The sequence below is a fragment of the Butyricicoccus sp. OF10-2 genome (assembly GCF_003481925.1).
Taxonomy (GTDB): domain Bacteria; phylum Bacillota; class Clostridia; order Oscillospirales; family Butyricicoccaceae; genus Agathobaculum; species Agathobaculum butyriciproducens.
Genome location: NZ_QUMC01000005.1, coordinates 129,500 through 148,758 on the forward strand (window position 1 = coordinate 129,500; position 19,259 = coordinate 148,758).

Below are 19,259 nucleotides of genomic sequence, written 5' to 3' on the forward strand. Positions count from 1 at the left end.
ACCTCCCGAACAAGATTCAGTATAGCACGGACAACGTGCACGTTTTGCCGAATAAAGAGCGTAAAATGCCCGAAGCCGCTCTACCATAAGGTAGAACAGCTTCAGGCAAAGAGTAGTATGTAAGTAAGATGTGGTCGAAATGAGAAAGGGTATAAAAAAACAGCAAGAGTCCTGCACCTTTTATCGGTATCAGCCCCCTTGCTGTGTCTTTATCATACTGCAAAATCGGCAGCTTGTCACCTGTCGTTTTTTACAACATTCCCAGTAACTCTATCGGTTATTTTCGGAGTGCATACTGTGCCAGCAGCTTTGCTGCGTCCTCGACGTCGGAAACCGCACACAGCTCGCTCGGAGAATGGATATAGCGAGTCGGGATAGAGACCGCGCCTGCCTGCACGCCCGCGCGCGCCTTCTGCAGCACCGAGGTATCCGTGCCGCCGCACAGCAGGATTTCGCGCTGCGCGGATACACCGCAGTCCTTCGCCGCCTGCTCGAGCGCATCCACAACCGCCGGTGTGCAGATAACCGAGCGGTCCATCACCTTGACTGCCGGTCCCTTGCCCAGCTCGACCGCCATCGCGGACTTCATCTCCGGCAGGTCGCCGGTATCGGTCACGTCCACCGCGATAGCCGCATCCGGCTCAACTGCGAACGCTGCCGCGCCTGCGCCGCGCAGGCCAACCTCCTCCTGTGCCGTAAACACGAAGTACAGGTCGTTCTCGATTTCCTTGTCCGCCAGCTGCTCCATCATCAGCAGGAGCGTCACACAGCCGATACGGTTGTCCAGATACGGACCGCACAGCACGCCGTTCTGCTCGAACCGCGGTGCTTCGTACACGGCAAAATCGCCGATCTGCACCAGTTTGCGCGCTTCCTCGGCGTTTTTTGCACCGATGTCGATAAACAGATTATCCAGCGTCAAATCCTTGAGCGGTGTCTTTTCCTCGTACGAGATCACGCCGCGCGTGCCGTTGGCAAACTTCACCTGAATATTCAGCAGGTCACCGACATACAGGCCGCCGATCTGCGAAAAACGGATGAAACCCTTGTCCTCAATATAGGTGGCAACCACGCCGATGGAGTCCATATGCGCGGCAAACAGCAGTTTTTTTCCATTCTTTGCACCCTTTTTACGGCAGATAAGATTGCCGAGCGCATCCGTCGTCACATCGTCGATATACGCGCCTGCAATCTCCGCGATGGTTTCGCGGACCGCATCCTCACGGCCGGAAGGGCCGAATGCACCCGCGACCGTGTTCCATAAATCAAAAATCTTGCTCATTCGTCGTCCCCTCCGAGTTCTTCCAGAAATGCGCGTGCGGCGGAAAGCACCGCTTCGCAGTCGGCTACTGCCGCCACCGAGGACGGCGAGTGAATATAGCGTACCGGAGCCGCAGCCGCGCACACGCGCACGCCTGCACGGCTCTTGTGGATGCGGCCTGCGTCCGTGCCGCCGGCTACGCGCGTTTTCGTCTGCCAGCGGATGCCACGCTTGTCGCAGGCATTGCGCAATAATTCGAACAATTCCGCGTCATAGATAGTCGCGCCATCCATGAACGGCAGAACCACACCGCCGCGTACACGGCAAACAGCTTTGCCGCCTTCCACCTCTGCGAGATCAGCGGCTGTCGTGCCCTCGAGCACCATTGCGAATCCCGGGTCGAGCGCATACGCCATGCTTGCCGCACCGCGCAGACCGACTTCCTCCTGCACAGTAAAGCAGAACCAGGTGTCGATCGGCGGCTCATCCTCGATGAGCTTGAGGAGCGCGGCACAGCCGACACGGTCGTCGATCGCCTTAGCCTTGATAAGACCGTCGCCGAACTCGACAACCGCCGAGTCAAACACGCCATAATCGCCAAGCGAAACCTTGTCCTCAGCGGCAGCTTTGCTCGCTGCACCGATGTCGATATACAGATCCTTAGTCTTGGGCATAGTGCGGCGCTCTGCGGCAGTTGTCAGATGAACCGCCTTGATGCCGATCACGCCCTGCACATCACCGAAGCGAACCGGTCGGCCGATGACCACGCGCGGGTCCACGCCGCCGACAAAGCCGAACTTCAGCATGCCGTCGTCCGTAATCTGCTTGATGATAACGCCGACCTCGTCCATGTGTGCGCACACAACGACCGGACGCTCGAGCGCCTTTTTGCCCTTTCGGAACACCATAATGTTGCCGATGGCATCGGTCTTGATCTCGTCCGCGAACGGCTTTACCTTCTCGAGCACAAACTCGCGCACCGCATCCTCACAGCCGGACGGCCCCGGCAGTGCGCACAGCTGCTTCATCAGTTCGATCATGCGCCCACCTCCCCGTCAAATTCGCGCAGAAATTCCGCCATCAGGTCAGCAACCGCCTGCACGTCAGACAGCTTCACAACCTCGACCGGCGTATGCATGTATTTTTCCGGAATGGACAGCAGACCCATTGCGATGCCGCGGCCGACGATCTGCATCGTCCACGCATTCGTGCCGGTGTTGCCCTCCATAATTTCAAGCATATAGTCGATGTCGTTCGCCTTGGCGGTCTTGATGAGCGCCTTGGTAAAGCCGCGGTGCAGGTTCGGTCCCATGCCGACTGCCACGCCGCTGCCGAGGTCGAACACACCGTCCGACGGACCGTCCGGCGTTCTGCCGTGGGTCACGTCCACCGCGATGGCGTACTCCGGCTGAACCGTAAACGCGCCGGTCTGCGCACCCAGCTCGGTGACCTCCTCCTGCGTGCTGATGAGCACCGCGACATTGCACTTCAGCTTATCCTTTGCCGCGTGCAGCTTCTCCATCGCCAGCAGGATGGCGGCAACGCCCGCTCGGTCGTCAAGGCACTTGCTGCAAAGCTGACCGCCCGCCAGCTTAATCGGCTGCTGCGCGAACACGATGGGCGTACCCACGCGAATGCGGCTTTTGGCATCGAGCAGACCGGTGTCAATCGCCATCTGGTCGATGGGTACGGCCTTGTTCTGCTCACCTGCTTTGAGCAGGTGCGGCGGCATGCAGGATACCACGCCGTACAGCGGCTCGTCCGCGAGAATGGTCACCTCGCCGCCGAGCAGCATGCGCGGGTCCACGCCGCCGACCGGCGCAAACCGCAGAAAGCCGCCGTCCAGTACCTCGGTGACAAGAAAGCCGATCTGGTCAAGATGCGCGTCCAGAAGGACGGTTTTCGCGCCCTCTTTACCGCAGGACAAGCTGCCGATCACATTGCCGTTCTTATCCACATCCACGGTGTCGCAGTACGGGCGGAACAGCTCCGCGACGGTGTGTGCCGCCTGCATCTCAAAGCCGCTGACCGCCGGCAGTGCACACAGCGTTCGCAGCGTTTGTTCTAACTGCAAGGAAATTCCTCCTTTTTTCGTCGTTTATCGTACAGGTTCTATTATAACCGTTTCATTGCTCGGTTACAAGGTACAGCAAATGAAAAAGGCACCGAGTCGGTGCCTTTTTCGTGTTTATCAGATTTCTTCACCGGTCGGGAGGTACAGCTTATCCATTACGCGGACACAGCCGTTTTCAAAGGTGATTTCCTGCGTCATTGCACCATCGTTCTTGATGGTGCCGAGCGTCGTGCCGAAGCGGTCAAAGCAGGTAATAGTGTGCTCATCCGTGCGGAGCGCATACACGCCTGCACCGTCGGTCGGCAGTGTGCCCGGACGGCCGTTCGGGCACTTTACGCGGAACAGAACCTTGTTCGTGCCGTCCGCATCACAGCGGATGTACTCGTATTCGGTATTGCTGATCCAGCGGCTGTAAATATTCTGACCGACCTCATTGAACGCATTCTGATAGGTCTTTGTCAGCTTTTTGCCCTTGAAGTTGTAGAGTGCGTAATAACCGGTCGATTCTGCGGCGATGTAGGTATCGCTGTACTGACTTACATCCAGCGCATGAGAGCTGGATGCAATGCGCTTGCCGCCTGCGATAATCGTGTACGAGGTATTATCATCCATTGTTGCAACGAAGCGATCACCTATGTTATCCGAAATATACATTTTCTTGTGATCGAGCGCAAAATTCATACTCCACACAGTTTTGCCCGCAGTATCAATAGCACGAATGGTCTTGCTGTCCACGCGAACAACTGCTTTGCCGTCCTTGAAGACGGTCAGGTGGTCATACGTTTGGTTAGCCTTGGTACCGTCCGTGAAAATCATATAATCCTTGCCGTACGTTATACTGTCAATATTCATCGGAATCGCCCAGCCTGCCTGCTCACCGTCCACCGTAGCAAGTGCATAATTTTCCAGAGTTTCACCGGTTTTCATATTGTATACAGTGTATTCCCGACTGTCCTCTCGATATAGATAGACCCACTCGCCAAATACCGTAATAGCGGTGAATTCACCATTGTATTTCTTGTAATTGGTTAATAGCTTGTTACCCTTGGCATCCTCAAGGTGCATCTGTACATTAAAACCGTCATCACTGTCAACAACAACAGTATACTTAGCCGCGGTCTTGCTCGGCACCTCGGCATACTTGGTATCATACAGCCGCAGCATGGTCGCGATGGACTGCTCGCGTGTATAGCTGTTATTCGGTGCAAAACGATTGCCGCTGACGCCGTTCATTACGCCCTGATTGTAGACCCAGTACACATCATTCCGTGCCCACGACTGAATATCCGCACCGTCCGCAAAAACGTGCGGCATACGGTCCTTTACATTGTCCTTGGCATTCTTGCGCAGATTGCCCAGACGGTGCAGCATGCTTGCCGCCTGCTGACGGGTCAGCTGCTGCTGCGGTGCAAATTTGCCATTGCCAACGCCGTTTACCACGCCCAAAGACGCACAGAGCAGCACGTCCTCGTCCTTGGTATCCGAGAAGGAAACCGTGGCTTTATCGACGGATTTTACGTTGCCGCTCTTTTCCCAAGTACGATAAACCGCTGCCGCCAGCGCGCAGAAATCCGCACGGGTGATGCTCTGCGTGTACGCCTGATCAACCTGCTCCGGCACAATGCCCGCGTTCCGCGCGGTATCCACCGCCGACTTGGCCCAACTGCTCGGCGCTTCCGCTGCCGCAGCTGCCGTTACCAGCATAGCCGCAGATAAAATCGCTGCAATCGTTCGTTTCATAGAAAATCCTCCTTTTAATTCAGCGGTCAGTGATGTATTTTCTTTGTTCCCGGTATCGCGCGCTGTTTTCTGATCGCTATATTGTATATGACGTTAGTATCTGCAAAAGGTTCCCATATTTATCTGGTAATGTCAAAAAAATCATTGACGGTGCAGGTCTGCAGAATACCGTCCGGCGTGTAGTATTCATCCCGCAGGACACGCTGCTGCTCGTCATACCATATTTTCTCGGTTACGCCGTCCCTGCTGACGCAGACTGCGGTGCGCTCAGCGTCGTCATACGTCCACTCGTTGTCCTGCATCATTTCGTAATTCGGATCATGCACATCATTTTCCATGTGCAGCGTGGAGCCGCGTGCATCCTTCACCGTGATCCATGTACCGGTCAGCACACCCTCAAAAACCGTACGGGTTCTGGTCGTTTCTCCGGTTTTGGGATTGTATTCCGACACTGTCTGTGACTGCATGTTGCCTGCCGTGTCGTAACTCCGCTTCAGATACGGTTCTTTCTCGTCTCCGCGATAGGTGTAAGTCTCTATTCCGTCCTCATCCTCCGTGCGAACGATACGACCCTGCTCGTCATACTCTGTGTAAGAAACCGTTTTCACACCGCAGGTTGTGGAATACCATGTCATTTTGCTGCCGTTGTAAACCTTGCGTTCACTGGAACTCACACCGAACGGACGCTTGCAATTCAGCGACCAGATCTCGCGGTTCTGCGCATCGTAGCCGGTGATCTTGAGATAGGACCATTCCTTCTCATCCGGTATCACGCGCGTTATCTTTTGCTGTTCAATCCGAGCAGCAGGCTGCATATACGCCAGAAGTGTCCAGTTTTCCGCTGTCGGACGGACATACCGCAGTCCGTTCAGCGATAAGCCGCCGAAAACAGCACCGCAGCAGACCGCAGTGCTCGCCGCCAGCATTCCGGCTCGTTTAAGAATGTTCAGCTTCACCCAAACACCTCCTCAGCGGGTTACATCGGTGTATGTTGTTGTAATCTCACGCGAAAAACCATCCTCCGAAAAGCTATATGCATTTTTTATCCAGCGTCCCTGTTCGTCATACCAGTATTTCTCGGTCGTGCCCTCCGCCTCGTCCACACAGGTGGCCGTGCGCGCGGCATCGTCATACGTCCACTGATAGTCACAGGTTCTCATCTGTCCGCCCGCGCTGACATGCACTTGCTTTACGATGTTGCCATGCGAATCCAGTATGCAGTACTGCGAGGCAAGATAGGTACCATCGTCTTCGTATATGTCCATATTGGTGACGGTACTGCCTGTTTGCGGGTCGGTTTCGGTGATCTTGCGGCCGGTCAACGCGCCCTGCGCGTTGTGCGTTTCCTCCAGATACGTTTCAGTCGCATCGCCGTGGTAGTAATACGTCGATATGCCGCCATAGTCGGTTTCCATACGGATAAGCCGTCCCTGTTCATCATACTGGCAAACCGAGTCCGCTTTTCCGCCCTGACCGAAGAAATACCGCGCCGATATATTGCCGATGTACACATCACGGCTGCTGCCGACCGATGCCAGCTTGCCGAATGTCGTGCGCGACCAAATCTCGCGGTTCTGTGCATCGTATCCGGTGACAGTGTAGGTCGGGTCGCCCTCACCGAAGTCCATAACGCACTGCTCGATGCGTTCCGCCGGTGCGACCCACGGCAGCAGCCACCAGTTATCTGCCGTTGGCCTCATGTAGCGTAAGCCATTCACCGCCAGCGCCCCGAAAACACCGGCTGTACAGGCGGCAGTTGCCGCCGTCAACATTCCCACACGTTTGAGCAGATCTCTGTTCATAAACATCCGCCTTTCTCTATCTAATTGTCCTGCCTGTCTTATCTGGTTTCAGTATAGCATAAATTTTTCCGGAAGGATATATCTCTTTGTATTTTGAAACAGAAATGTATCATGCAGCGGCAAAATCGTTTGTCCGCGTCTGGTTGTCGGTGATGCGAGAGCGCACTGTACTCCCCTACGATTGCGCGTGTGCAGATGAATTTACAGGCGGTGAGCCGAAAGGTCGCACCCCAGGCACCTTCTCTTGCCCTGACGGGCAATTCACCTTGCCGCACCCTATGGTAAAGTCTAACATCGGATATAATTCGCGTATGTTATGAAATAAACGCAAAAAAATCCCGCAGAGAAAACCTCTGCGGGATTTATTATGCTATTTCAGCAAGCGCTTTGCGCGATCTTACGCCTCGGGAGCGTACAGATCCTGCAGGCGCTTCAGGTGAGCGTAACGCTTGGTAGACTCTACCTCGGAACGCTCGAACAGGCCCTCTGCACGATCCGGGAATGCACGGGTCAGTGCGGAGTAACGAGCCTCGTTCATCATGAACTTGCGGTAATCCTCGGTCTTAGGCTCCTTGGACTCCAGAATGAACGGGTTCTTGCCCTCGTCAGCCAGCTGCGGGTTGAAGCGGAACAGGTTCCAGTAACCGCAGTCAACAGCCTTCTTCATCTCAGCCTGGCAGTTGGTCATGCCGCCCTTGATGGAGTGCATCTCACACGGAGCATAGCCGATTACCAGCGACGGGCCCGGATAAGCCTCAGCCTCAGCGATGGCCTTCAGGGTCTGAGCCGGGTTAGCGCCCATAGCTACCTGTGCAACGTAAACGTAGCCGTAGCTCATAGCGATCTCAGCAAGGCTCTTCTTCTTGGTGGTCTTACCGGAAGCTGCGAACTGTGCAACAGCGCCGATGTTGGTAGCCTTGGAAGCCTGTCCGCCGGTGTTGGAGTAAACCTCGGTATCGAATACCATAACGTTTACGTCCTTGCCGGATGCCAGAACGTGATCCAGACCGCCGAAGCCGATATCATATGCCCAGCCGTCGCCGCCGAAGATCCAAACGGACTTCTTAGCGAGGTATTCCTTGTGAGCCAGAACATCCTTGCAGTCCGGGCAGCCTGCTGCTGCGCCCTTTTCGAGCTCTGCAACCAGTGCCTTTGCCGGCTCAGCGTTAGCAGCGCCGTTGTCCTTGGTATCCATGAAGGTGTTGACAGCGTTCTTGAAGTCGTCGGTAGCGTTCTCAGAGCCAGCCATAACCTCGAGCTTGGAGATCAGGCGCTCACGGAGAGCTCCTGGCCGTAGTACATGCCAAGGCCGTGCTCTGCGTTATCCTCGAACAGGGAGTTAGCCCATGCCGGACCGTGGCCGTTTGCATCAACGGTGTACGGGGAGGTAGCAGCCGGACCGCCCCAAATGGACGAACAGCCGGTAGCGTTGGAGATGTACATGCGGTCGCCGCAAACCTGAGTGATCAGGCGGGCGTAAGAGGTCTCTGCACAGCCTGCGCAGGAACCGGAGAACTCAAGCAGCGGCTTCTTGAACTGCGAATCCTTTACGGAGTTCGTGGAGATCATGTCGGCCTTCTCGGAAACCTTTGCTACGCAGTAATCAAATGCATCCTGCTGAGCAGCCTCGTCAGCCTGCGGAACCATAGTCAGGGACTTGGTCGGGCAAACGCCGATACATACGCCGCAGCCCATGCAGTCGAGCGGAGATACAGCCATGGTGTACTTGTAAACGCCCTTGCCCTTGCCGGCCTTGATGTCAACCAGCTTGGTGGAAGCCGGTGCAGCAGCAGCCTCTTCCTCAGTCAGAGCGAACGGACGAATGGTAGCGTGCGGGCAAACGTAAGCACACTGGTTACACTGAACACAGGTAGCCTCGTTCCACTGCGGAACGGTAACTGCTACGCCGCGCTTCTCGTAAGCAGCTGCGCCGTGCTCGAAGGAGCCGTCAACATGCTCGCCTGCGAATGCGGATACCGGCAGGGAGTCGCCGTCCATGCGGCCGATCGGCTCCATAACGTCCTTGACCATCTTGACAACTTCCGGACGGCCCTGCAGATCGCGGGTATCAGCCTCGTCCTGTGCGTCAGCCCAGTCAGCCGGTACGTCGATCTTCTTGAATGCGGTAGCGCCGATGTCGATAGCCTTGTGGTTCATATCAACGATGTCCTGGCCCTTCTTCAGGTAGGACTTGGTAGCAGCGTCCTTCATGAACTGGATAGCCTGCTCGCTCGGCATTACCTTAGCCAGTGCGAAGAATGCAGACTGCAGGATGGTGTTGGTGCGCTTGCCCATGCCGATCTCGATAGCGAGGTCGATAGCGTTGATGGTGTAAAGCTGAACGTCGTTCTTAGCAATGTAGCGCTTCTCGGAAGCTGCAGATGCTTGCTCAGCTCTTCCGGAGACCACTGGCAGTTGATGAGGAATACGCCGCCCGGCTTAACGTCACGCACGATCGGGAAGTGCTTGGTGATGTAGGACGGGTTGTGGCATGCTACGAAGTCAGCCTTGTTGATGTAGTAAGGAGAACGGATCGGCTTGTCGCCAAAACGCAGATGCGAAACGGTTACGCCGCCGGTCTTCTTGGAGTCGTACTGGAAGTAAGCCTGTACGAACTTGTCGGTGTGGTCGCCGATGATCTTGATGGAGTTCTTGTTCGCACCAACGGTACCGTCGCCGCCGAGACCCCAGAACTTGCACTCGGTCGTGCCTTCTGCTGCGGTGTTCGGTGCCGGCTTCTCCTCGAGGGAGAGGTAGGTAACGTCGTCGTTGATGCCCAGGGTGAACATCTTCTTCGGCTCTGCCTTAGCCAGCTCCTCGTATACAGCGAATACGGAGGACGGGGGCGTATCCTTGGAACCCAGACCGTAACGGCCGCCGGTTACTACCTTATCGGTGATGCCTGCATCAGCCAGAGCGGTAACAACGTCCATGTAAAGCGGCTCGCCCTGGGAGCCCGGCTCCTTGGTGCGGTCGAGGACTGCGATCTTCTTAGCGGTCTCCGGGATAGCTGCGATCAGCTTGTCAGCACGGAACGGACGGTACAGACGAACCTTAACCAGGCCGACCTTCTCGCCGTGTGCGTTCAGGTAATCGATAACTTCCTCTGCAACGTCGCAGATGGAGCCCATAGCGATGATAACGCGGTCAGCGTCAGCAGCGCCGTAGTAGTTGAACAGCTGGTAGTTGGTGCCGAGCTTGGCATTTACCTTGCCCATGTACTCCTCAACGATGCCCGGAACAGCTTCGTAGTACTTGTTGGCAGCCTCGCGGTGCTGGAAGAATACGTCGCCGTTCTCGTGAGAGCCGCGCATCATAGCGTGCTCCGGGTTCAGTGCGCGCTTGCGGAATGCTTCAACAGCATCCATGTCGCACATTTCCTTCAGATCCTCGTAATCCCAAACCTGGATCTTCTGGATCTCGTGGGAGGTACGGAAGCCGTCGAAGAAGTTGATGAACGGAACACGGGACTTGATGGTAGCCAGATGTGCTACGGCAGACAGGTCCATGACCTCCTGCGGATTGGTCTCAGCCAGCATAGCGAAACCGGTCTGGCGGCAAGCCATAACGTCGGAATGGTCACCGAAGATGTTCAGTGCATGAGATGCAACGGTACGAGCGGAAACGTGGAATACACACGGAAGCAGCTCGCCTGCGATCTTGTACATATTCGGGATCATCAGCAGAAGACCCTGAGAAGCAGTGTAGGTGGTAGTGAGCGCACCTGCTGCCAGAGAGCCGTGTACGGTACCCGCCGCACCTGCCTCGGACTGCATTTCGATTACCTTAACGGTAGTACCGAAAATGTTCTTCTGACCTGCGGCAGCCCACTGGTCAACGCTGTCTGCCATGGGGCTGGACGGGGTGATCGGATAGATACCCGCAACTTCGGTAAACGCGTACGATACGTGCGCGGCCGCAGTGTTGCCGTCCATGGACTTCATCTTTCTTGCCATGTTGATGTCCTCCTATAAAAAATTATAATTCTCAATCGGAATTAAAAGCCCTCGTTTTGGTGTATTTTAACCTAAACTAAGCCTTACCTGCCCCTTCATTGTAGCACTCACGCACAAAGTTGTAAACAGTAAATGTACTATTTTCCGCACTATTTTTCAAATTTTGATAAGATGTTTCATATTATGAAACGCATGCAAACTTTTTATCATGGAATTTCTGTGTTTTTTCCGTGTTTTTTATTGCGTAATCTGATGACACATAGTATAGTATTAGATGTATAGTTATATGGTTATGCCATAAGTATCGGAGGGATCGGCATGGTATCTCGCGTATTCTCCGCAGGACTGAGCGGCATTGACGGCTACATTGCCACCGTCGAGTGCTTCCTCTCCGGCGGTCTCCCCCGGCTGGATGTCGTCGGTCTGCCGACCGGCGCGGTATCCGAAGCCGGAGAGCGCGTCCGTGCCGCCGCAAAGGCCTGCGCCTTTGACTGGCCCGTGTCCCGACTGACCGTCAACCTCGCACCTGCCGACACCAAAAAGGCAGGAACAGCATACGATCTGCCCATTCTGCTTTCCATTCTGGCGGCAGCGGGCGAGATTGATGCACCGCCCGACAACGCTCTCTTCTTCGGCGAGCTTTCCCTCACCGGAGAGCTGCGGCCTGTCTGCGGTGCGCTTTCCATGGCGCTTGCCGCGCGTGATGCCGGTTTCAAAACCGTGTTCGTTCCCGCGATGAATGCCGCCGAAGCATCCTATGCTTCCGGTGTGACGGTGTTTCCGATCCGCACATTAAATGAGCTGCTCGGACATTTGAACGGCAGAAAGCCGCTCACGCCGTGTGCTCCTCCGCCCAGACCCGAACCGCAGGACGATGCGCTGGATTTTGCGCATGTACTCGGTCAGCACGCGGTCAAACGCGCGCTTGAGATCGCGGCTGCAGGCGGACACAACGTGCTTCTTTCCGGACCGCCCGGTTCGGGCAAGAGCATGGCTGCAAAGCGCTTTTCCACCATCCTGCCGCCGCTGTCCGACAGCGAACGGCTGGAGGTTATCCGTGTCTGGTCCGCCATCGGCAGAGGACAGGAGGCGGTCGAACGTGCCGAACGGCCGTTCCGTGCACCGCATCATAATTCCTCGGCCAACGCGATGGCTGGCGGTTCGGGTGCCGCAGGGCGGCTGCCCGTCCCCGGCGAGATCACGCTCGCGCACCGCGGTGTGCTGTTTCTGGATGAATTTCCGGAATTCCGCCGCGATGTGCTCGAAACCCTGCGCCAGCCGCTTGAGGACGGCAGAGTTACCATCTCGCGTGTCGCCGGTCAGGTGACGTATCCGGCACGGTTTCAGCTCATTGCCGCGATGAATCCCTGCAAATGCGGCTGGTACGGCACGGAACGCTGCACCTGCACCAAGGCTGCCGTTCAGCAGTATCTGCACCGTCTGTCCGGTCCGCTGCTCGACCGAATCGACCTGCAGGTTGCTGTGCAGCCGGTTGAATACGCCGCGCTTGCCGCACGAGGTCAGGCCAGCGAGGAACACTCCGCCGACATTCGTGCCCGCGTGCTCGCCGCGCGCGAGCGGCAGTATGCCCGACAGGGCGCCGACGTGTGCAACGCCGCTATTCCGCCGCCGCAGCTTGCCGAGCACTGCCCGCTGAGCGCGAATGCGTCTCGTATGTTTGCGGCCGCATTTCAGCGACTGGGGCTGACCGCCCGTGCGCATGACCGCGTACTGCGTGTTGCCCGCACGATCGCCGATCTGGCAGACAGCAGTGTCATCGAGGCTGAGCATCTCGCCGAGGCTCTGCAGTACCGTTCACTCGACAGAGCCGCGGGTTCTTGACAGCTTGTGGAAAAGTCTGTGGACTATGTGTATAAATTTACAATTACTGTAATTTCACCTAAATTCGACCATTTATTGACATACTGGTTTGTTTTATCGGCAAACCAACAACCAGTCAGGAGGAAAATTCAATGTCTCATCCTATCGCTCGCCGTGCCGGTATGCTTGCGCTGACTGCCGCAATGCTCATGCCGAGCGCGGGAGCATTATCCGATGTGTCCAACTGGGCGCAGGAAGGCGTTGCCGCTGCGCAGAATGCCGGTCTGGCACCTTCGTCCCTGTCCAACAGTGCCGCTTCCGGCTCTATCACCCGCGCAGAGTTCTGTGCCGTTGCGCTGAACGCCTACAAGGCTGTCAGCGGCAAGGCTGTCTATGTTTCGGGCAAAAAGCCGTTCGAGGACTGCTCAGACCCCAATGTCACCGCAGCTTACCTGCTCGGCATTGTAAAAGGCCGCACCAACGGCAACTTTGATCCGGATGCCAAGATCAGCCGCGAGGAAATGTGCACCATGCTCGACAACATCCTCGCCGCTGCCGATATCGAAGCCACTGAGATCGCCGGTGATGCCTGCATCGAGGATTACCCCGATGTAAGCATGATCAGCGATTACGCAATGCAGCCGGTCGTTATCATGGTCGATCATTCGGTCATCAACGGCATCACCGATACCAGCACGGACACCACCATTCTGGCTCCGTCCGGCACCACCACCCGTGAGCAGGCGCTGATCATGGCAAACCGCTTCTGCACCGCCTTCAAGCCGGATAAGACGCCGATTGCAGCGGTTGACGGCTCCACTAACCTGCCGACCACCGCCGGTTCTTCCACCTCTGCCGCAACCACTATCGCCGGTCTGCCGAAGACCGAGGCCGAGAAGATGACCTACGTTTACGGCGCAGGCAACGGCAAGTACCAGTCCGCAGCTGAGGCTGAGGCTCACATGGTAGAGATCGTGGTTCCGGTATGGCATCTGCAGTCCAACGGCACCAAGGTGGCCTCCAAGGCTTATCTGCAGGTAAACGCTTCGCTGGCTTCCATCTATCAGGCAATCTTCGAGGAGATCTTCAACGGCTCCGAGAAGTTCCCGATCTATGATGTAGGCTGCTACTCGTGGCGCACCGGCGAGCACTCGCAGGGCACCGCAGTTGATATCAACCCGGACGAGAACATGGAAGCTACCATCAACTCGGACGGTTCCCTGTCTCCGACCTGCGGCACCCACTGGACGCCGTATATTGATCCGTACTCCATCCCCGAGGGCGGCGATGTTTACAATGCCTTCACCAAGTACGGCTTTACCTGGGGCGGCAACGGCTGGCGCACCAAGCGCGACTACATGCACTTCAGCTACTTCGGCCGCTAAGCACTACATACGAAATGGCAAAAGAAGGGACGGCTTATCGTTAGCCGCCCCTTATCTTTTGTGAAATTTGTGTAACTTTACAGGAATTTAATTTGCATTTTTAGAATAACATGCTATAATAATATATAGAGTACATTAGTAAGGAGGCATGACATCATGAGAAGACTTTCTATTCCGCAGAAGCCCGACCGTCCGGACATCGACGATCTGATCTTTGGTGATGACCATAAGACGCAGAGCGAAAAGTAACCGCACTTTTTGATCGGTTCCACGCAGGGCTTGCAGAGAAACAGCAGCCGCGTGGTTTTTTTATACCTGTTTTTGAAAGGAAACATATAAAAATGGAATCATCCAGTCCCGCGTCACGGACAAAAACGTAACACCCGAAGCATTTTTAATGCCTCGGGTGTTTTATTTTGGTCGTTTCGATGGCGGTAACGGTGTCGGTATATCGGTCAATCCAAGCAAATATTCCAGATTGACCTGATAGAAACGAGAAAGTAGAATCAGAATCTCCAACGGAAATTCACGCACACCGTTTTCATAATTGCTGTATGTGTTCTGCGCTACCTTTAGATATGCGGCAATTTCACGCTGTTTGATATCCCTGTCTTCGCGCAATTCTTTTATGCGGTTGTGCTCCATATGACCACCTCGCATTTACCTTAACTTATCTCGAAACATGATATTGACTTTTATCTCGTTTCGAGATATAGTGTATGTAAGGTGGTGGAATATATACGACGGGAGGAAAAAGTATGTGGTATGATTTTGAAGCTGCATTTGAGAGTAAGAAATCTGAAGCAGAGGAAATGCTGCACGACGAAGATAAGCTACTGGAATTCATCAGCAAAGTCTTGAAAAAGCTGGATACAATTCCAGTTGTAGGCTCGTTGCTGGGAGATATTCCGCTGTTGTGCATGATCGTTGTCGATTATGTTAAAGGAGAGTATACCGAAATTCCGTTAGCAAGCGTGATTGGCATTATTGCAGCATTGATTTATTTTTTCAGTCCGGTTGATTTGATTCCGGATTGTATTCCGGGGATTGGGTTGTTGGACGATGCGGCAGTTATTGGAATTGCGATTAAGGCAGTGGATAATGATTTGCAAGCCTATAGAGAGTGGAAAGGAATGTAATTATGGCAACAAGAAAAACAAGAAGTGATTGCACAGTAGGAGCGTTTGAAAAGAAGCATGGTTTACCGTCCGGAGCGATTCGTAATCCAAACGGCAAAGATGCAAGAGCGGATAAGAAAATAGGAAATCTGCGCAAAGATTTTGCAAATGCCAAAAAGAATAAGAAATAATAAAAACCACCACGTTTCCGTGGTGGTTTTTATTATGCAATTTACGGCCGTTTCCTCTTAACCCACTCCTACCTCCTCACTCCTAACTTCTACCTTACACAATCTCTTCATTCTCAACTCTCCACCCAAAATATCAATTTAAATTACATTAAATAGGTAAAATAAAACCCCACCCTGCCGATGCAGTCCAATTAGTAACCTGCACGACTCATGCAGGTGGGTCCTCTGTTTGATACCTCTGCGCTTCCAACTTCCGTGTATACCCGGGAGGCCTGCTGCTCAGTATCAAAACTTTCCGAAGTCCCGTACTAAAAATGTGGGTTAAAAAAGGACTGCTGTCGAACAGGGCAGGATCTTACCGAAATAAAATGCTTTGCTTCCGATAACGAAGCTGCGCTGTTTATTCTTATTTTATGCCATCGGCCGGAGAATTACTCCTCCTCTGCCTCGGCGCGTTCCATAACGATGTTGAACACTGCATCTGCGATCTCGTCATCCTCGACCGCCTCGAGCAGCTCTTCGCCGTTCTCCTCAACGATCTGCATGATAACGACCTCTGCATCCTCCTCGATGGAGATCTCTGCAGGGATAAACGCCAGATAGGTCACGCCATTATATTCCACGGTGTCGATATGCTCAAACTCGACCTCGTTGCCGTCCTCGTCGATCAGGGTTACAAAATCATTGCCGTATTCCTCGCTCATGGGTCCGGCACCTCCTTAAATTCATAGTAAAGGGGAGCAATCAGGTGTTTCCTGTCCCTTGTATTAAGCATAACAAATTATGACGTATTTGTAAAGCCTTATGTTGTGCATTCAGCACTACGCTTTACACGATCATAGTATGTCTGTTGCTGTAATAATCATACCAGTTAAAAAACATGAAATAAAGCCTTGACTTTGCAAATTAATTCTGGTATAGTAGTTGAGGTAACAAGGAAGAAGGCATGTCCTCACCCGCAGCGAAGCAAACGGGTCAATAAAGCACAGAAGCCGCTTTGCGCGCTCTGCGATTTTATTTGGAGGACGGTCTGAATGATCAGTCCTTTTTCTTTTTGTCTTAAACCGATTTCGTTTGGAGGTGCTTACCAATCAGCAGCATGGAACATCAAATCAATGAAGAGATCCGCGACAAGGAAGTTCGTCTGATCGGTGACGACGGCGAACAGCTCGGCATTCTGCCTATTCAGCAGGCACAGGATATCGCCGTAGAAAAGGGCATGGATCTGGTCAAAATCGCGCCGCAGGCTAAGCCGCCTGTCTGCAAGATCATGGATTACGGTAAATTCCGCTTCGAGCAGGCAAAGCGCGAGAAGGAAGCGCGAAAGAATCAGCGTGTCGTGGAGATCAAAGAGATTCGCCTGACGCCTAATATCGACATCGGCGACCTGAACACCAAGGTAAAGAACGCTTGCCGCTTCCTGCAGGACGGCAACAAGGTCAAGGTTTCGGTTCGCTTCCGTGGCCGTGAGGTCACGCACGCGTCGCTTGGTCAGGATCTGCTCCATCGCTTCGCGGAGCTGTGCTCGGAGTGCAGCACGGTAGAAAAGCAGCCCAAGCTCGAAGGCCGCCAGATGCTGATGTTTCTGGCGCCCGCAAAGGACAAGTAAAACCAACGCGCAGATATAGCGCAAATTCAGAGAGGAGCAAAACCTTATGCCTAAGATCAAAACGCACAGCGGTGCAAAAAAGAGATTTTCCGTTACCAAGAACGGTAAGTTCAAGCGCGGTCACGTTGGCAAGCGCCACCTGCTCAACGGCCATGGCAAGACCACTAAGCTGAAGCGCCACCTCCGCAAGGAAGGCTTCGCAGATTCTACCAACGTAGCACAGCTGAAGCGTCTGCTGCCGTACAAGTAAGTTAGAAAACAACATCTTTCATATAGGAGGCAAACACAATGGCAAGAGTTAAGGGCGCAATGATGACCCGTAAAAGAAGAAAGAAGATCCTGAAGCGTGCTAAGGGTTACTGGGGTTCCAAGTCTACCCACTACCGTGTAGCCAACCAGGCTGTAATGAAGAGCCTGAAGTACGCTTACATCGGCCGTAAGCACAAGAAGCGTGACTTCCGTCGTCTGTGGATCACCCGCATCTCTGCAGCTTGCAAGACCTGCGATATCAACTACAGCCGTTTCATGAACGGTCTGAAGAAGGCTGGTATCGACCTGAACCGCAAGATGCTGGCTGACCTGGCTGTAAACGACCAGGCTGCATTCGCTGCACTGGCTGAGAAGGCTAAGGCTGCACTTTAATTGCATAACAAAAACGAGTCTGTGAAAGCAGGCTCGTTTTTTGCATTCAGCGTTCCGCTCGGGACGCTGTTTTCATATTCCGCGTTCCTCTGCCCTATACTGTGATGGTAAGGAGTGTGATGAAATGGGTCCGTCCATTTACTTAGGGGTACAAGGCTACGGCTGCGCCTGTGCCGAGGATAAAGATCGGTTTGCGCATCGGTTTCGGCAGGCCGACAGCGTATGCTGCTATGCCGTGTGCGATAAAGGCCGATACGCCATCCAAAATCGCCTGCAGGAAGGTCATGCGTATCATTTGACCATCCGGCAGGGAACGGTAATACAGGCCATTCTCAGCCGTCCGGACGCACAAGGCGTAATCCATGCCGTCAGCGGCAATTCCATCACAGTAGACGGCATGCACCTTCCCTGCCGCGCTGTGTTTGAAATCCGCACACGAGCCGGCGGCGCTGTCGTTCTGCCGTGCTTTCTCACTGGCCGGATCGTCGGAAGTTATGCACAGGTGTTCGGCGGTGCTGCGTATATCCGGCCTGCTCCGCGGATGTACCATCCGCCGGTTCACGGCATTCCCGGTCGGCGCACGATGCAGAACCTGCTCCGAACCGCCTTGATGCCCGTCGGCACCGCGCTGTACGTCTACGGCGGCGGCTGGAACTGGCAGGATACCGGCTCCGGCAATACCGCCATGCACATTGGCCTGCCGCAAAGCTGGATTGACTTCTTCGACTGTCAGAACGCCTGCTATACCTACCGCAGTGACAGCAATCCCGCGCACAGCTACTACCCGACCGGCGGCTGGAACCAGTACGGCTATGCCGGTCTGGATTGCTCGGGCTATCTCGGCTGGACGCTGTACAATACCCTACATACCGAGAGTGCGTCTGTCTCCGACTGTGACGGCTATGTCACGCCCGCCGCCGAGTTTGCCCATACGCTTGCCCAAAGAGCCTGGGGTACCCTTTCCCGTCAGGACTGCGGCAACGGCCTGCAGGAGCCGTCCTCGCTCCATCCCGGCGATATCTTCAGCATGGACGGTCATATGTGGCTGTGCATCGGTCCCTGCCGAGACGGCAGCATTGTCATCGCGCACTCTACGCCCTCGCCCAGTAAAACCGATTGTAAAGGCGGCGGCGTGCAGCTCAGCGCGCTCAATCCCGCGAGTGATGCGGATAAGAACTGTCAGGCGTATCGGCTTGCAGAACGCTTTATGCAGCGGTATCCGCGCTGGAGTGCAAGGTATCAGGTGCATCTGCTGCCCTATTCGGTTTATGGGAAGCTGTCGGAGAATCCGCATACAGGGTTGTTCCGGTGGAATGATTTTCTCTCAGATAAAGAAGGTGTTCGGGAACAGTTTGCGGAGGAGATTCTGCAAATTGAGAATTGAAAATGGGGAATTACGCGACGGTATCATTTTTCATTTGTTCATTATCAAAGGATAGAAACCTTGGTGTCTATCCTTTTGGTTTCCCAGCTAAGAGTTAGCACCCGCTCCGGCTTCTTTAGCAACCAACAAAAAACAAAAATCCACTTGCTTTCGCAAGTGGACTAACTGGAGCGGCTGACGAGGCTCGAACTCGCTACCTCCACCTTGGCAAGGTGGCGCTCTACCAGATGAGCTACAGCCGCATATGTGATTTTGAGAAGAAAAGGTGGAGCGGCT

The 19,259-nt window shown here is 54.5% G+C and carries 16 protein-coding genes, 1 tRNA gene, 1 other RNA gene and 1 pseudogene; 8 read left to right on the forward strand and 11 right to left on the reverse strand.

Annotation, left to right across the window (positions count from 1 at the left end):
- Positions 1 to 277 precede the first annotated feature (277 nt).
- The 7 genes and pseudogenes from DXB00_RS04695 to nifJ form a co-directional block, all read right to left on the reverse strand.
- Entirely contained in the window at positions 278 to 1,282 is a 1,005-nt protein-coding gene (locus DXB00_RS04695; RefSeq protein WP_118729090.1) for a M42 family metallopeptidase, read from the reverse strand.
- Positions 1,279 to 2,301, reverse strand: coding sequence for a M42 family metallopeptidase (locus DXB00_RS04700; RefSeq protein ID WP_118729091.1), 1,023 nt, complete (start codon positions 2,299 to 2,301; stop codon positions 1,279 to 1,281). Before DXB00_RS04700 ends, DXB00_RS04695 begins: the two co-directional genes overlap by 4 nt.
- Positions 2,298 to 3,335 (reverse strand): M42 family metallopeptidase, encoded by a 1,038-nt coding sequence (locus tag DXB00_RS04705; protein ID WP_118729092.1) that lies wholly within the window; start codon positions 3,333 to 3,335, stop codon positions 2,298 to 2,300. Before DXB00_RS04705 ends, DXB00_RS04700 begins: the two co-directional genes overlap by 4 nt.
- A gap of 117 nt (positions 3,336 to 3,452) precedes the next feature.
- Positions 3,453 to 5,075, reverse strand: a complete 1,623-nt coding sequence (locus DXB00_RS04710) for an S-layer homology domain-containing protein (protein ID WP_118729093.1) — start codon at positions 5,073 to 5,075, stop codon at positions 3,453 to 3,455.
- Between the two features lie 119 nt (positions 5,076 to 5,194).
- Positions 5,195 to 6,031 (reverse strand): hypothetical protein, encoded by an 837-nt coding sequence (locus DXB00_RS04715; protein ID WP_118729094.1) that lies wholly within the window; start codon positions 6,029 to 6,031, stop codon positions 5,195 to 5,197.
- 12 nt (positions 6,032 to 6,043) lie between these two features.
- The gene (locus DXB00_RS04720; protein ID WP_118360710.1) at positions 6,044 to 6,877 is read right to left on the reverse strand and encodes a hypothetical protein; all 834 of its coding nucleotides are present in this window, start codon (positions 6,875 to 6,877) and stop codon (positions 6,044 to 6,046) included.
- Between the two features lie 397 nt (positions 6,878 to 7,274).
- A pseudogene (nifJ, locus tag DXB00_RS04725) lies at positions 7,275 to 10,833 on the reverse strand (pyruvate:ferredoxin (flavodoxin) oxidoreductase).
- A gap of 318 nt (positions 10,834 to 11,151) precedes the next feature.
- Between nifJ and DXB00_RS04730 the strand changes: the two are divergent.
- Positions 11,152 to 12,675 carry a YifB family Mg chelatase-like AAA ATPase gene (locus DXB00_RS04730; protein ID WP_119214573.1) on the forward strand — a complete coding sequence of 508 codons (1,524 nt, stop codon included), beginning with the start codon at positions 11,152 to 11,154 and terminating at the stop codon, positions 12,673 to 12,675.
- Positions 12,676 to 12,806: 131 nt separating this feature from the next.
- Positions 12,807 to 14,039, forward strand: coding sequence for an S-layer homology domain-containing protein (locus DXB00_RS04735; RefSeq protein WP_118729097.1), 1,233 nt, complete (start codon positions 12,807 to 12,809; stop codon positions 14,037 to 14,039).
- Between the two features lie 411 nt (positions 14,040 to 14,450).
- Here the strand turns inward: DXB00_RS04735 and DXB00_RS04740 are convergent, their stop codons facing one another.
- Positions 14,451 to 14,684: a helix-turn-helix domain-containing protein gene (locus tag DXB00_RS04740; RefSeq protein WP_118284956.1), complete on the reverse strand. Its 234-nt coding sequence runs from the start codon at positions 14,682 to 14,684 to the stop codon at positions 14,451 to 14,453.
- Positions 14,685 to 14,797: 113 nt separating this feature from the next.
- Here DXB00_RS04740 and DXB00_RS04745 point away from each other — a divergent pair, with 113 nt between their 5' ends.
- Both DXB00_RS04745 and DXB00_RS16615 read left to right on the forward strand, forming a co-directional pair.
- The gene (locus tag DXB00_RS04745) at positions 14,798 to 15,178 is read left to right on the forward strand and encodes a YkvA family protein (protein ID WP_118646454.1); all 381 of its coding nucleotides are present in this window, start codon (positions 14,798 to 14,800) and stop codon (positions 15,176 to 15,178) included.
- 2 nt (positions 15,179 to 15,180) lie between these two features.
- Positions 15,181 to 15,348, forward strand: coding sequence for a hypothetical protein (locus DXB00_RS16615; RefSeq protein WP_188886020.1), 168 nt, complete (start codon positions 15,181 to 15,183; stop codon positions 15,346 to 15,348).
- Positions 15,349 to 15,510: 162 nt separating this feature from the next.
- Here DXB00_RS16615 and ssrS read toward each other — a convergent pair.
- A non-coding RNA gene (gene ssrS / locus DXB00_RS04750) (6S RNA) lies at positions 15,511 to 15,705 on the reverse strand.
- 74 nt (positions 15,706 to 15,779) lie between these two features.
- On the reverse strand, positions 15,780 to 16,052 hold the full coding sequence (locus tag DXB00_RS04755) for a DUF1292 domain-containing protein (protein ID WP_117492244.1): 273 nt from the start codon (positions 16,050 to 16,052) through the stop codon (positions 15,780 to 15,782).
- Positions 16,053 to 16,447: 395 nt separating this feature from the next.
- On the opposite strand from DXB00_RS04755, the gene infC reads away from it, so the two are divergent.
- The 4 genes from infC to DXB00_RS04775 all read left to right on the forward strand — a co-directional run bounded on the left by infC (position 16,448) and on the right by DXB00_RS04775 (position 18,983).
- Positions 16,448 to 16,957, forward strand: coding sequence for a translation initiation factor IF-3 (gene infC, locus DXB00_RS04760; protein ID WP_118360706.1), 510 nt, complete (start codon positions 16,448 to 16,450; stop codon positions 16,955 to 16,957).
- Positions 16,958 to 17,003: 46 nt separating this feature from the next.
- Positions 17,004 to 17,207, forward strand: coding sequence for a 50S ribosomal protein L35 (rpmI, locus tag DXB00_RS04765; protein ID WP_054327617.1), 204 nt, complete (start codon positions 17,004 to 17,006; stop codon positions 17,205 to 17,207).
- Positions 17,208 to 17,245: 38 nt separating this feature from the next.
- Positions 17,246 to 17,599: a 50S ribosomal protein L20 gene (gene rplT / locus DXB00_RS04770; RefSeq protein WP_110436155.1), complete on the forward strand. Its 354-nt coding sequence runs from the start codon at positions 17,246 to 17,248 to the stop codon at positions 17,597 to 17,599.
- Positions 17,600 to 17,723: 124 nt separating this feature from the next.
- Positions 17,724 to 18,983, forward strand: coding sequence for a copper amine oxidase N-terminal domain-containing protein (locus DXB00_RS04775; protein ID WP_118729098.1), 1,260 nt, complete (start codon positions 17,724 to 17,726; stop codon positions 18,981 to 18,983).
- Positions 18,984 to 19,149: 166 nt separating this feature from the next.
- Here the strand turns inward: DXB00_RS04775 and DXB00_RS04780 are convergent.
- Positions 19,150 to 19,225, reverse strand: a tRNA-Gly gene (locus tag DXB00_RS04780).
- Positions 19,226 to 19,259: the final 34 nt, after the last annotated feature.